At 65.4% G+C, this 14,718-nt stretch carries 7 protein-coding genes; 2 read left to right on the top strand and 5 right to left on the bottom strand.

Features of this window, described 5'->3' with window-relative positions:
• Positions 1-126 precede the first annotated feature (126 nt).
• A complete protein-coding gene (locus VGN72_16925; protein ID HEV7301053.1) occupies positions 127-864 on the top strand; it encodes a VTT domain-containing protein in 738 nt (245 codons plus the stop codon).
• A 175-nt stretch (positions 865-1,039) separates the two neighbouring features.
• Here VGN72_16925 and VGN72_16920 read toward each other — a convergent pair whose 3' ends face one another.
• From VGN72_16920 to VGN72_16900, 5 genes are all read right to left on the bottom strand, one after another.
• Positions 1,040-3,547, bottom strand: a complete 2,508-nt coding sequence (locus tag VGN72_16920) for a malectin domain-containing carbohydrate-binding protein (GenBank protein ID HEV7301052.1) — start codon at positions 3,545-3,547, stop codon at positions 1,040-1,042.
• Positions 3,548-3,978: 431 nt separating this feature from the next.
• Positions 3,979-6,903 (bottom strand): carbohydrate-binding protein, encoded by a 2,925-nt coding sequence (locus VGN72_16915; protein ID HEV7301051.1) that lies wholly within the window; start codon positions 6,901-6,903, stop codon positions 3,979-3,981.
• Positions 6,904-7,097: 194 nt separating this feature from the next.
• On the bottom strand, positions 7,098-8,525 hold the full coding sequence (gene atpD / locus VGN72_16910; protein ID HEV7301050.1) for a F0F1 ATP synthase subunit beta: 1,428 nt from the start codon (positions 8,523-8,525) through the stop codon (positions 7,098-7,100).
• Between the two features lie 228 nt (positions 8,526-8,753).
• Positions 8,754-10,088 carry a right-handed parallel beta-helix repeat-containing protein gene (locus VGN72_16905; GenBank protein HEV7301049.1) on the bottom strand — a complete coding sequence of 445 codons (1,335 nt, stop codon included), beginning with the start codon at positions 10,086-10,088 and terminating at the stop codon, positions 8,754-8,756.
• 300 nt (positions 10,089-10,388) lie between these two features.
• Positions 10,389-13,811: a choice-of-anchor D domain-containing protein gene (locus VGN72_16900; GenBank protein ID HEV7301048.1), complete on the bottom strand. Its 3,423-nt coding sequence runs from the start codon at positions 13,809-13,811 to the stop codon at positions 10,389-10,391.
• Between the two features lie 451 nt (positions 13,812-14,262).
• On the opposite strand from VGN72_16900, the gene VGN72_16895 reads away from it, so the two are divergent.
• On the top strand, positions 14,263-14,718 hold a 456-nt coding region (locus tag VGN72_16895; GenBank protein ID HEV7301047.1), incomplete at its 3' end, for a malectin domain-containing carbohydrate-binding protein.

Raw genomic sequence — 14,718 nt, 5'->3', positions numbered from 1 at the left:
CTCATCGTGAACTAGATGGCGTGGGAAAGTGGCGAAAGCACTGGCCGCTAAAGCGGCCAGTCCAGTAATGCCGGGGATGCAGAAAGCGGGTCGATTGCGGGCGTCGGTCCGCGTACGATGCGCGGCGTGATACCGGGCGTCTCCCCCAAACAAAAACTGCTTCGTTTCGTCGTCCTCCTGCTGGCGCTGGCAGGATTGGGATGGCTGTTGCTGCTAACGCCGTTCGGCCGCGCGATCACGGATCAACAGCGCATCGCGAACCTGCTGGCGGAGTATCCGACGGCGGCGCCGTTGCTGTTTTTGATTGGGTACGCGTTTGTCGGCTGCACGATGCTGCCGCTGTGGCCGTTGCAGGGGGTGGCGGGGTTCGTCTTCGGGCCGTTGCAGGCGACGCTGCTCTGCCAGATCGGCAACGCGATCGCGGCGTACATCACCACCGCGGCCAGCGAGTGGATGATCCGCGGCATGTCGATGAAGAAGATCGCGCCCGTCCTGGCGAAGTTACGCCACGTGCAACGCCGGTTGGGCTCTACTGGCATACCCCTGGTAATGGCGACGCGGCTGGCGCACTTCACGCCGTTCGGGCCATTCAATGTCGCGTTCGGCATCATGCGATTGCGCCCACGCGACGTCGCGATCGGCACGCTGCTGGGCAACACCGGCAGCGTCGGGTTCTACACGATCCTCGGCGCCGCTGGCGGCAGCCTACGCGGGGACTGGGTTTCCATGATGCAACTGATCGCGGCGCTGGTGGTGCTGAACCTGCTGCTGATCGCGCCGATCGCGGTGCGATACTGGCGATCACGCGATGGAGGTGAGCTTTCGGTGAGTACGGTGAGCGTTGTGGCGGCGCGGGAGAGATAAGGAAGTGTCTGTCATCCCGATGGGAGGCTTGCCGACCTGGGAGATCTCGAATGACGAACGATTGAAGCCCGTGGGAGATCCCTCAGGTCGCCTTAGGCTCCCATCGGGATGACATGGGTTTCGCCAGCGCGCGATCCGTCAGACCGCGCCGCGCCCTCAGGGCGGGCTGGAGCCTCTACGTCACCACCAACGAATCCAGGTTACCACCACCGCTGCCGATGCTCGTCAGGCGTACCGTGTTGCTGCCGGCCAGCAGATCGACGGCGACGGTCACGTCCTTCCACGTCGTCCATCCGCCGGTCGGGGCAAACGGGATTGAGGAACCCGTGACCGTGTTGTTCACGCGTAGTTCCAGCGGGCGGTTGGTCGTGCCGCCGTTGGCGTAGCGGAAGGTCAGCAGGTACTTGCCGCTGGTGGCGGCGCTGACGGTGAACTGCACGTACTCGCCACTGGCGGCATTGAAATCGGCGAAACCGGTGCCGGTGAAGCCGGCGTGCTGCGTGCTGAAACTCGGACCGACCCTCGTGGCGACCTCGGCCTCCAGCTGCGGCGCGATCATCACCGCACTGACGATCGCATTGTCGGCCTTGGCCAGGAATCGCAAGTTCAGTTGGCCGTCCGTGACGGTCACGGGAATCGTGCGCGCGATCGCGCTCTTGGCGCCACCGACGGCGTGCAGGTCGAAGTCGGCCAGCACCTTGCCGTTCTCGGCGAACACATCGAACACGCGCTTGCCGTTGCCGCTGTAGACCGGTTCGGCGAAGTACAGCGTCACGTTGTACGTGCCGTTGGGAACGCTGCGCGCAAAGCCGAAATCCTTGCCCCAGCGACGGGTCGTGTAGAGCGTGTCGTCGGTCGTGTTGGCAACCTCGTAACCGTACGACGACTCGGTGCCACCCGTGAAGCCGCTTGCGGCACTAAACACGCGACCGTCACCCATCTTGATCGCGGTGCTCGTCGCGTTCGTGCGCTCCGTCACCGCACCGGTCGGTGTCGGCGTGGGCGGCGGTGGTGGCGGCGGAGGAGGAGGTGTGGTGACGGCGACGTTCACCAGCCGCAAGCGATAGAGCCCGGTCGCGCCGGTGGCCGGCACGTCACCGGTGCCCGCGTTCGGGTCGTAGCTGCGGTTGGGCGACAGCGACAGGCCCACGTAGTACGTGCCGGCGGTGCTGAACGTGTGCTCGAGGTACGAGAAGCCCGACGCCGTCTCGCCGGCTTCCCGACCGTTGTCGTTGCTCGCCAGTTCGACGCCGTTGGCGGTGAACAGGCGCAGGTGCGTGTCGATGTTCGAACCGCTGCGCGAGTCGACGTCGAACGCGACGCGCTGGCCGGCGGTCACCTTGAAGCCGATCATGTCGACGTCGGTGGCGGGGTTCAATTCGAGGTCGACGTTGCTACCGATGTTTTTCTGGCGGTCGGTGCGGGCGCTGGACTCGGCGATCGTGTCGTCGGGGTCGGTGTCGGCCGGTTCGACGCCACCGACGATGCCGCCGTCGATCGTATACGTGCCGATGTCGGCGTACTGGTCGAGCGTGTTGGGGCCGTCCACGGTCACCCAGCCGCTGCCCTTGACCACGAGGTAGTACGTGCCCGACGGGATCGTCGCCGATAGCGATTGATACGAACCGTTGTCCTGTGCCGTGGCGACGAGCGCGCCACTGGCGTTGCGCAGTTCGACGAGCGGCGAGAGCATGCTGGCGAACTCGGCGTTCAGGTTGACGTTCAGCGAGATCGACCCGCCGCGCGTGGTGAACGAGCGGACGTCGGTGTCGGTGGTCGTCTCGATCGTGCCGCGCACGAGCACCGCGCTGCTCACCTCGCCAAGCGGCGTGGCGCTGGCGATCGCGTTGCCGGCATCGTCGGGACGATAGCCGAGCGTGGTGCCGAGGATCGTCAAGTCGTTCTGCATCACGACGCTGCCGTCGGCGTTCTGCGAGCTGGGTCCGTTCCACCAGCCGGCGAGCGTTGTATTGGAATCGCCCAGGATCGGGCCGACCGTCTGCCCGGTCGTGGGGTCGTAGCCACCCTGGTTGTACTCGTGCCAGTAATCATCGGGCGGCAGCGAGAGGTTGGCCTGATGGTCCAGCCCGAACCCGTGGGCCGACTCGTGGGTGATGATGTTGCCGAGGAAGCTCGTGTAGTAGGGGGCCTGGGCCGCGAAGACGAAGGCGGTGTTGGAATACTCGTTGCTGAAGCCGCCGATCATCGCGACGCCGCCGTACGCGGGGTTGTACCAGGCGCCGTCGCCACCGATCATCACGCTGAAGGTCTGGTTGTCGTTGCGGTTGCCGGGGTCGACCGTGGTGACGTCGACGTTGAAGGGCGCGTACTTGTCGGCCACGCGCTTCCAGATCTCGGTGATGGAGGCGAGCTCGCTGTCGTTGAAGGTGGTCGCGTCGGCGTCCTGGTCGTACGCCGGCGTGTGCGACGCCGACGACCACCACTCGGGTGGGATCTCGCCACCGACGAAGTTCAGGTAGAGCTTCTTCGCCGCCGACGCGAGGCTGCTGAGCTGCGGCGCCGCCGACAGTGGCTTGAGCGTGGTGGTGGTGGCAGTGGCGTTGGTCGTGCGGGACGCCGTCGCCGCCGCCATGCCTGGCGACAACGCCACCGATTCGTCCGCCAGCGTATGGGGCGTCAGCTCGGGCGTCGCCAACGCGCCACCCTGCACGACGCCGCTCATAAGCAGGCGGGGTTCGATCTGTTCGAAGACAACCGGGGCGCGAAGCCCCAAACGAACGTTAGACCGTGTGATCACAAAACCTCGTCAGACTTGATACTCGGCAAACGCACAGATACCTGGTCGCTTCGCCAAGTCCCCAACCGTCCTATCACCACTGCAACGGTGACACCCTAGGAGACGCAGAACATACCGATCAATCCGAATCTATGCACGGTCAAAATCCTTATTTCCCCGCGGTTTCTGCAGTGTCAAGAAGCCTGACCGACCTCATCCTAGCTTACGGCGTTTCCGGCAGGTTCGGGCTGCGAAATGTGACGGCACAATAGAAATATGACGGCGCGATCTAAGATGGGGGCAAATTCCAATTGGGCGAAATAGAAGGTTTCCCGAAAGCGGCCAGTCACTGCGCTCGCTTCGGTACGTGCACCGGTTCAAGCGATGGTCAATCCATCGAGGTTGGGTCCGTCATTGATGGCCGTGACGCGCACGATGTTGTTTCCCTCTCGCAAAGCCGTCGTCAGCGAGGCCGTGGCCCAGTGGGTCCACGACCCGGTGGGGCCAAGGGGGAGCGTGCCGACTACCGCGTTGTTCACCGTAACCCGAACCGACCGCGTCACTGTCGAGCCATTCGCGTACCGCACCGCGAGCGTCGCGTCGCCGGCGGCCGTACGGTGGACGTCGAACTGCACGTACGAGTTGGCCCCGGTGAAGTCGGCGTAGCCGGTGCCGTTGTAACCACCGTTGGTACTGGACTTGAACGTGCCCCCACCAAGTGTGGCCATCTCGGCCTGAATCGTCACAGGCGATGCTGGCAGCGGGGTGGCCGGGTCAACCGCAACGATCGTCAGCGAGTCGATGTTGCTGCCACCGGCGGTGGTCGTAGCGGTAAGCACGATCGCGTTCCCACCCGCGGCAAGTGAGGTGTTGATGGACACGGTCTTCCACGTTGTCCATGCCCCGGTAGGCGCGCAGGTGATGGTGCCGACCACGACGCCGTTCACCGTCACCGCCAGCGGCCGGTTGGCCGAGCCACCATTGGCGTAGCGTACGTCAAGACGTGCCGCTCCCGCGGCCGAGCGCGTGACCGAGAACCGGGCCGACGAGCCATTGCCGCCAAAGTCTGCATACCCGGCGCCGGTATGGCCGGCGTGAAGGGTCGCGATGCTCGTGCCGCCGGCCAATGTTGCCGTCTCGGCCTGAAGGTTTACGACTGACGTCTCCGTGGGTGGCGGAGGCGTGTCGCCGACCGCGATCGTCAGCGCGTCCACGTTGGCGCCCGCCGCGGCGCCCGCGACGGCGCGAATCGTATTGGTGCCGGCGGTAAGGTTGGCGACAATCGGCACCATCTTCCAAGCCGTCCACGACCCTGTCGGCACGCAAGCGACCGACCCTACGCTCACCCCGTTCACGACAATCGTGAGCGGCCGATTCTTCGTGTCGCCATTGGCGTAACGGAAGGTGAGCGTGGTTGTCTCACCATCGGTGCGATCCACCGCCCACTGGATGGCCGACCCGCTGCCTGCGAAGTCGGCATAACTGTCGCCGGTGAAGCCGACGTGCTGACTCTGCCGAGCCGTGCCACCGGACAACGTGGCCGTCTCAGCCTGTAAAACCACGGTCGGCGACGGGGGTGGGGGCGGTGGATCGTTGACCGTCACGCTGATCGACCGGATCCCACTGCGGCCCTGCGCATCGGTGACTTGCAGTGCAATGGTTCGTTCCGGCTTGCCCGCAATCGCCTGCGGCGTGAACGCGATGGCCTGCTCGGACGCGTCGGCCGTAAAGGTGGCACCGTCGTAATCGAAGTCCCAGGAGTAGGCCACGATCGGCACCTCTGAGCCCGCCCGGGCCACCCGTACGGGAACGCCCGCGCCGGCAAGGCGAATGGTTTCACCGGCGGTCATCGTCTTGCTGACGCCCGCGATCTCGGCCAGTGGACGGGTTGTGGTGACGCCGCCCTCGTAGCGCAGCGCGGAACGGCGCAGCGTCTCCATTGCCCACCGGTGCTCGCGGAACTCGGATCGACCATTGGCGAACAGGCTATAGATGCCGTCGGTGAACCGAGCCGGATCTTCATAGGCCAACACCATGTTGCTGCTTTGGCCCGCGCTCAGCCCGCCGGCGAGAAAACGGTAGTCGGTCGAGGCGTCGATGTACGCGCGGGTCTCGTCCGTCGTCATGCCGGCCGGTGGGGCCGGGGTCTCGCCGCGAGGGTCATGGAACGTCGCTGCGGTCGCGCCGGTATGGACGAGCAGGCCAGCGGTGAGCGGGTACGTTTGACGGTTCTGGTTGGCGAACGTCAGCAGCGAACGGCCAATCTGGTTCAGATTGGCGACGTTCTGCTGATAATGCGGATCGGGCCGCAGTGTAGTGCGAAAGGGCGCACCACCGGTGGGCGGCACGTTCAGGTCGAACCCAATCCGGGCCGCTGCGTCAGCGCGGGCCAAAAGTTCGACGTGCCCGTCGCTGAACAGCACACTGATGTCACCGGCGACGCGAGCCGGGTTCTCATAGGCGGCGACGCGATCAGGGGTGTCGAGCCGAGGACCCGGAATGTAGATATAGTCCTGACGCACCGCCGCCCATGCCTGCACCTCAAGCGTCGACAGTTCCCCCCGCGGCAGTAGGGTGTCCGTGCGCATGCTCGCGAACATCGCCGGATACGTGGACCCGTCCACCAAGTCGGACAGCATCGCAGGATAATTGTTTCTGTTCTCGTTGCGATGGAGGAAGATGAGGGAGCCGATATTGCGCAACGTGTTGGCCGACTGCACCTGGCGGCCCACGTCGTCAAACCCGGCCCAAGAATACGGCTGCGCTTCCACCGGGATGTCCGTTGGCACCAGCACGATGCCACTGATGACGGCGTGGCCCACCGTGCAGTTGAACTGCAGGTCGACCGCGCCACCCGCCACCGTCACATCGAACGCCCGCGCGGCCGCGACGCCGACGCCGTCGGCCTGTGGGTCGAAGTCGGTCAGGATCTGCTTGCCTTCGGCGACGACCGAGAACCGGTTGCCACTGGCGGTGACCGCCGCGTCGGCGAACTGGAGGAACATCGCGTAGTTGCCGTCGGCAAGCGCGTGCGAAAAGCTGAAGCTCGTGCCGGCGCGGAAGCTGTTGTAGGTCACATCGGCGGGCAAGCCCTGGGCATCGGTGGCGGCCTGCGTGCCGACGGTGCCACCGGTGAACCCGACATCGGCGGCGAACGTGCGGGCAACGGAATCCGCGACCACCGGTCCGCCGGCGTTCACGTGCAGCGACACGGGCAGGTCGCCCGCGAGCAGTTGACGCGACTCCAGCCCTTCCACCACCACAAGCGCGCGGGCGCGGTTCGACGTCGGCCGATATGTCATGGAAGGCTCCCCGGACTCACGAATGCGGATCAGGTCGGAATGGAACGGGCGCTGAACATACCCGCCAATGAGAAAGGGCGTCAATGCGCTAGCCGATGGCTTGGTTTTGCGCGACGTGGGAACAAGGCAATAAAAAAGCGGGCGTCCCTTGGTCAGGAACGCCCGCCGATTCTGTCGCTTTATAGCGGTCAGCGTTACTTCGCCATCTCCGCGGCACGGGACCGCACGTCGTCGATGCTGCCGACGTACAGGAAGGCCTGTTCCGGCAGATCGTCGGCGGCGCCGCTGATGATCTCCTCGAAGCTGCGCAGGGTGTCGGCGAGCTTCACGTAGATGCCCTTCTTGCCGGTGAACTGCTCGGCGACGATGAATGGCTGGCTGAAGAAGCGCTCCAGCTTGCGGGCGCGGCTGACGATCAGCTTGTCCTCTTCGCTCAGTTCGTCGACGCCCAGAATGGCGATGATGTCCTGCAGATCGCGGTAGCGCTGCAGCATCGTCTGCACCTTGCGGGCGATGCGGGCATGGTCCTCACCCACGATGTCGGCCGACAACGCACGGCTGGCGGACGCCAGCGGGTCGACGGCGGGGTAGATGCCCTTCGACGCGATCGAACGCTCCAGGTAGATGAACGCGTCCAAGTGGGCGAACGCGTTGGCCGGGGCGGGGTCGGTCGGGTCGTCGGCGGGCACGTAAACGGCCTGCACGCTCGTGATGGCGCCATGCTTGGTCGACGTGATGCGTTCCTGCAGCTCGCCCATCTCCGTCGCCAGCGTCGGCTGATAACCCACGGCTGACGGCATGCGGCCCAGCAACGCCGACACTTCCGAACCGGCCTGCGTGAAGCGGAAGATGTTGTCGATGAACAGCAGCGTGTCGGCGCCGCTCTCGTCGCGGAAGTACTCGGCCATGGTGAGGGCCGACAGCGCGACGCGGAGACGCGCACCCGGCGGCTCGTTCATCTGGCCGAAGACCATCACGGTCTGGTCGATCACGTGCTTGCCGGTGCTGCCGATCTCGGCCTCCTGCATTTCCAGCCACAGGTCGGTGCCTTCACGCGTGCGCTCACCCACGCCGGCGAACACCGAATAACCACCGTGCTGCTGGGCGATACGGGCGATCAGTTCCTGGATGACGACCGTCTTGCCCAGCCCGGCGCCACCGAACAGGCCGGCCTTGCCGCCGCGAAGGAACGGCGTGAGCAGGTCGATCACCTTGATGCCGGTCTCGAACACCTCGGCCTTGGGGGTCAGATCCATGAACTCGGGTGGCTCACGGTGGATCGGGCGGCTCGCCTCGGCGTTCACCGGGCCGCGGTTGTCGATCGGCTCGCCGAGCAGGTTGAACACGCGGCCGAGCGTCTCCTTGCCGACCGGCACGCTCAGTGGCGCGCCGGTGTCGAGGCAGTCCATGCCACGGCGGAGGCCGTCGGTGCTGCCGAGCGCCACGGCGCGAACGCGCCCACCACCCAAGTGGCTGGCGACCTCGCCGGTCAACCGGATGGCTTGCCCATCGTTGTTGCCCTCGATCTTCACCGCGTTGTAGATGGCCGGCAGTTTGTCTTCGGGGAACTCGATGTCGAACGTCGAACCGATGACCTGCGTAATGCGTCCGGTTGCGGGCATGGATGGTTCCTTTTTCTTACTCGTGATCTCAGTCATTGTGCGCAAGGGTTGCGCGGGTGCCAACAGGGGTGAAGATTGTATCGATCCTTCACAATCTTACAAGGTGGGTGTAGAGGTGCACGTCAATGTTACAAGCGTTTTGAAAGCAGACGCGCCCGCGGAACGGAAACGGCGTGCTCAGCTGAACTGAACACGCCCAAACAGCTCCGTTTGAATTCCAGATGTTCCCTACTTGTTGTTGCGATAGACGACGTTCTGCGCCTTCAGGAGTGCATCGGGATCCGGTCCGAAATCTTTGGGGATCGACAGGTGGGTCCACTTTCCGCCCGCGTTGTTTTCGAACAGGACGTTCTTCAGTTCGACCTCGACGTACTTCTGCACGCGTTTGCCGTTCTCGGTGACCCAGTAACCGTAGGTGCGGTTTCCCGAATCGCGTTTTGGGTTCCGCATGTTGCGGACCTCACCGAACGCGTCGGGGTTCTGCTTGTTGTTGCGCACGACGATGTCGGACGATTCCTCGATGCTGACGGTCGCGGCCTTGGTGAAGCCCTCGAAGGTGTTGTTCTGGATAACGCCGCCGTCGCCGGGGTTCAGTTCGATGCAGACGCCGATCGGGTCCCAGACGTGCCTGGCGGGCTTCAGGTTGCGGAACGTGTTGCCCTCGATAAGGAACTTGCGGTTGTTGATGTCCAGCCAGATCGCGCGCCCGCGCCCACCCTCAAAGGTGCAGTTGCGGAAGGTCGTACCGGTCGTGCGCGTGATCTTGTTCACGCCGATGCCGCTCTCGCCACCTTCGGTGCCCTGGTTCCAGTCGGCGATCGTGCAGTTCTCGAACAGCGGGCCGACGACGGTCTTGTCACCGTCGTCACCCCCGCCACCACCCAGGTAGGCCGACCCGGCGATGTTGCGGATCGTCACGTCGATAAAGCTGGGGCGATCGACGAGGTTCCAACTGATCGGGCAACCGGCCGTCCAGTCCTGCAGCGTGGTGCCCCGCAGGGTCGCGTTGTCACCGGCGATGATCACGGTCGTTTTGTTTCGCTCGTTCTCAGCCGCGAAATTGCGGATCGTGCCACCGATGATCGTCGCGTTCTTGGCCAGGCGAACGAGGCCGATCGCCTTGGCGCCCTTGCCGTCGAAGGTGCTGCCGGTCAGGTCGAGCGTGACGCCCTCAGGCACAACGAAACCGGCGGTGATCGCGCCGGGCTCGACGTTCACGGCGTCGCCTGGCTTGGCCTTGGCGAGCGCGGCGGCGATGTCGCCACCTGCCGGCACGACGTACACCTTCGACGGTGTGGCACCGGGGGCCTTGGCGAGCTGCGCGTGAAGGCGGTCGACCTCCAGCGCGAGTTTCGCGTTGGCGTCGGCCAGCGCAGACAATCGCGTGCCCGCGTCTACGGCGACCTGCTCGGCGGCGCTGGCGCGGGCGCCGTGCTGCTCGGCGGTCGTGCGCATCTTGGCTGCCAGCCGGTTGATCTGCGCCTCGTCCTCGGCCGGCGTGGCGGCGAACGCGCTGGTGACGCCCAGCAGGCAGGCAACGACAAGCAAGTGGTGGAGTTTCATCGCTCTAACGTCCTTCCCGGGCGCGGGGCCCGATGCGGTAAGTGTAGGTGTCCCTCACTGTCGCCGCCCGTGCGCCACCGAGGTGCGTGCCGCGCAACGTACTGAAGCACCAGGCACATTTCCAACAGATACGGCCGGAATTTTATCACCCGCCCGTTGCGCGCCGACTCGCATGCGCACGCGCGACATTTCATCGCGTAAGAAAACGGGCCCGACAGGAGTTGCCTGCCGGGCCCGTGAAGGAGGATCCGATGAACCCGATGACCGCGCGGCCCGAGGGGGGCCGGGGATCACCAGTCGTTACTGGTTCGCGAACACGTCGACCGCCGAGGTCAGGCCGGTCAGCTCGGCGAGACTGCCGGTGGCCGGTTGGGCCAGCGTCAGCGTGCCTACGGCGAACGTCGAGTACCCACCGGTCGCGTTGACGGCGACCGTGCGGGGCAGCGACTCACCGTTGGGCCCGATCGCCGTCACCCGGTAGGTGTAGGCGGTGTTGGCGACCGCGGTCGAGTCGACGAACGCTGACGCCGTCAACGGTGCCGAGTTCAACAGCGCAAACGTCGCGCCGTCGGTCGAGCGGTAGACGTTGTACCCGGTGACGCCGGCCTCGACGTTGTCGGCCCAGTCGAGGTTCAAGGCGCCGCTGGCGTCCGTGTACGCCGCCGCCGCCGTGGGGGCGGCCACGGCGTTGGCCGGGGCGATGTTGCTGATCAGGTAGATGTTGTCGTTGAAGTCGTAGTTGATGCCGTTGAAGTCCATGACGGCAATGTAGGTGTTGGCGATCACGACGCCCGCTTCGGTCTTGGCAGGGTAGAACCGCACGCGGTGGGGCGTGGCGGTCGTGTCGTCGTTCTCCTGCGTGTTCAGCGAGTCGTCGCTGTTCTCCTCGTCCAAGCGGAACCCGAACGGCGCGTCGGGCTGGAAATAGGCGACCGGCTGGTAGCCCGTCGCGGCATTGGCGCGGCGCGGGTAGAACGACTGGGCGTCTACCCCGACGTGCGACAGCACGCTGCCGTTCGATGCCGTGTTCGAATAACCGGTATCGATGCCACCGGCGTCACCGGCGATCGCCTTGACACGGTAGCTGTGCGTGGTGCCGGCCGACTGGTTGCTGTGGGTGAAGGTCGTGACGTTGGGCGCAACGGTGCCGACGACGCTGTAGGCGCCACCGTTGGTGCTGCGTTCGATCTGGAAGCCGGTCTCGGTCGTCGAGTTGTCGGTCCAGGTGACCAGGATGTCGTTGCCCGTGGCCGACGCCGAATTGTTGAGCGCCCGCAGGTTGGACGGCGCAGGCGCCGCGGCCTGCCCGACGCCGGTGCCGGCCTGGGTGAACCAGCGGATGGTCGACTGGTTGCCCTGCGTGTGGAACGCCGCCAGCTGGCGGACGACGACCTCGCCACCGTCGGCGCTGGTCCAGTAGGGGCTGATGATCTCGTCGCCGACCGGTGTCGGCTGGCCGAGCGTGTTGAGCTGGCCCGGGGTGCCGGTGACGGTGCCGAACCCGAAGGCCTGGACGATCGTCTGCAGGTCGCGCTCGTTGGTGCCCTCGCTGCGGTCCTGCGTGATGCCGCGCAGGTCGAAGGTCTTGGTCGGCTCGTCGGGGTCGTTGGAGGCGATCGTCAGCACGCCCGTCTGCAGGGCGGGGAGACCGGTGCCGGTGAAGGTCACGGTGACGTCGGTCGACGTGCCGGGCGCCACGGTCACGGGCCCAGGCTGGCTTACCAGGAACGGCCCGGTCGCGGCGATGGTGCTGATGTTCAACGGCTGGCTGCCGGTGTTGTGGACCTTCAGCGTGACGACGTCGTGAACGACGTTGTCGGGTGCGTTGACATCGGCCGGGTCGCGATTGGTGATGTTGTTGAACGTCAGCACGTTCGCCAACGGCGCGGGATCGGGGTTGACCACGCCGATCTCGGGGGCCGCTGGCGCGATGCTGACGTTGCGGATGATGCCGATGTAGTCGTTGCTGTCGAACTCGAGGTCGTACTCTTCCATCGCGAAGACGTACGCGTTGGGCACCACGGCGCCGCCAGCATCCTTCAGCGGGTAGAAGCGGATCTTGTGCGGCGAGGCCGGGTCCCACGTGTTGAGCTGGTCCTCAGCGAAGACGTCGCGTGGCGAGCCACCGGCGGCCAGGCCGGTGCCACCACCGTCGGCGTTCATGAAGCGTGTGCCGGATGCCGAGTTGCCGGGGAACGTGCCGTACAGGCTGAACGCACCGGTGCCCGGGTCGAACGAGGTCGGTCCCTGCAGCGTCGCGTTGACGCTCTGCGAGTCGTCGCCCTTGATGGTGCCCAGCTGCGTGCGCTCCAGCGGGCTGCCCGAGCGGTAGTAGCCGAGGCGCACCGAGACGTTCTCCGGCACCGCGAAGGCGCCCAGCGTCTCGATCGTCACCGGGCCGGCGCCGGCCTTCACCAGGCGCGAGGCGGCGACCTCGTCGGTGACGGCCGCGAGCGGCTCTTCATCGTCGTACAGCTCGGCATCGTCCGGATCGGTGTCGCCGGTGACGATCGGAATCTGGTACAGGTCCAGCACGCGCTGCAGCGACGGCTCGGCGTCCTCACCGCTGACCGCGGTCGCCAGGGCACGGAGGTTGACCGAAGCGGTGTCGGTGGCGCTGGCTACGTTCAGCGTCGCGGTCTTCAAGCCGCGGTTGGCGATGTTGTCGCTACCGGTCGGGCGGAACGCGACCTGCACTTGGCCAGATTGGCCCGCGGCCAGCGTGGCGGGCAGCGTGTTGCTGACGATCGTGAAGAGGCCGGCGTTCGGGCCGCTCAGCGTGACGGCGCTGCCGCCGAGCGTGAGCGCGGTCGTGCCAGTGTTGGTGAACGTGAACGTCTGCGCCGACGTGCTGGAGTCGTTGATGGTCTCGTTGTAGTACGCGTCTGTGGCGCTCGGAGACAAGACAGGACCGCCGGGGCCCGGAACGCTTGTGATCGCAAACCGGTCGAACGCAAACGCATAAGCCGACGAGCTGGCGCGGTGCATCGCGACGATGCCGGCGCGCGACTCTTCATTGAAGAACTGCTCAGCCTGCTCACCGGTGAAGGTGTATTCCAAGGGCAGCTTCGTGAAGGTCGGGGCGTTGTTGACCTTGTAGTACGCGGCGACCGTCGACACGCCGGTCGTGGCGTTGCGGGTGCCGTCGAGGCGCAGCTCGACCGACTCGATCGTGCCGGTGAGCGTCGTGAAGGTCTGGGCGGTAGTGGCGGTGTGGACCGACACCGGACCGACCGCGCGTTCGTCCTGGAACTGCAGGCGCGAGCCCTTGGGGGTCGAGACGACGACCAGCTTCACGTAGTTGTCCTGATCGGGCCCGAACCAGAGCCCCGCCTGCCGACCGGAGGTCGCCAGCGCGGTCGTCAGGTCCTCAATGCGGGTCGTGACCGAAAACTGCTCGCCGGCGTCGAACTCGTTGACCAGGTTGTTGACCAGCGAGTTGGTCGCGTCGTACGGCGTGGTCGGCGTCGAGGTGAGGCGCAGGTCACCGTTGGCGCTGTCGACGTTGACAAGCGACGCGTTGAACGCCGGACCGTTCACCAGTTCGAACCCCGTCTCGGCGCCGTTGTTGCCGGCCAAGCCACTGCGCGTCTCCGACGGTGACCAGTCGAGCTGGAAGGGGAGGTTGACGGCGAAGAGGGTACGCCCCTCGAGCGGCTCGACGACGGAGCGGACGGCGCTAGCCAGGGGAGACGCGATTTTCTTGGACGTACGTGAGGTCACGAATAATTCTCCGAATTTTTTAACACACCTTCCCCTTTGCCGGTCGGCGTGTTGTGGGGGTACCCCAACTCTGCACCATGCGGAGCCGGGGGAGGACAGGGACGAGATTCTAACGAACGTGGTATGGTCGGCGTAACGGCCAATTTTCGGCTATAGACTACCCACGTAAAAGGGGACCAGGAGGGTCTAGAGGATAGGCCCCGCCCACTGTGAGTCAAGACAAATCACCGGCTACGGTCGCGTTCGGTGCGCCGATTTTGCGCTACCGTTTGGCATCTACCGGCCCGTTAAGGCCACCACATGGTGGCTCGCACGCTACCGTTGCGCGCGCCGATTTGCCGTTGGCCAGATGGGAGATACTGGTACGATATCTCACGTCTAGGATGTCTCACGTCGTCCTCACCCGAACCGTGGGTGTCATTTCTGTTTTAGCAACCTCGGGAGAATGCAGATGTTTGTTCATAAGGCTGCGATGTTCGCTGCGCTCGATCGCGCGTCACGTCCGGTGGTCGAAGGCCTGGAGGCCCGCCAGTTGTTTTGTGCCGATGTGCACGCGTTCGGCGACCCCGCGGCTCACGATGCGTCGCAGGACCTGTCGGTGATGTCCGCCAGCGCCGCGGCCGCCGGGACGACGTTCCGCGTGAACGCCGGCGGCTCCTCCTACACCGATGCGCAGGGGCAGGTCTGGGCGGCCGGTGACAATGCCAGCACCACGGGATTCAGCGGTGGCACGAGCAGCAGCTATACGATTGCCGTCGCCGATACGACGGACGATCGCCTGTACTACGACCGCCGCTGGGGCGCCGACTTCGGATTCAACCGCAGCGTTGCCAATGGCAACTACACGCTACGCCTGCACTTCGTCGAGCCCGTGATGTCCGGCGCCAACCAGCGCGTGTTCAGCGTG

Source organism: Tepidisphaeraceae bacterium (assembly GCA_035998445.1).
GTDB lineage: Bacteria > Planctomycetota > Phycisphaerae > Tepidisphaerales > Tepidisphaeraceae > DASYHQ01.
The sequence above is the reverse complement of the archived record's forward strand: the minus strand, read 5'-3'. Positions and strand labels throughout refer to the sequence as shown.

What these genes read in the sequence shown, in the direction of transcription:
- VGN72_16920 (HEV7301052.1), bottom strand. Translation starts at nt 3,547, where the DNA reads ATGAGCGGCGTCGTGCAGGGTGGCGCGTTGGCGACGCCCGAGCTGACG.
- VGN72_16915 (HEV7301051.1), bottom strand. Translation starts at nt 6,903, where the DNA reads ATGACATATCGGCCGACGTCGAACCGCGCCCGCGCGCTTGTGGTGGTG.
- atpD (HEV7301050.1), bottom strand. Translation starts at nt 8,525, where the DNA reads ATGCCCGCAACCGGACGCATTACGCAGGTCATCGGTTCGACGTTCGAC.
- VGN72_16905 (HEV7301049.1), bottom strand. Translation starts at nt 10,088, where the DNA reads ATGAAACTCCACCACTTGCTTGTCGTTGCCTGCCTGCTGGGCGTCACC.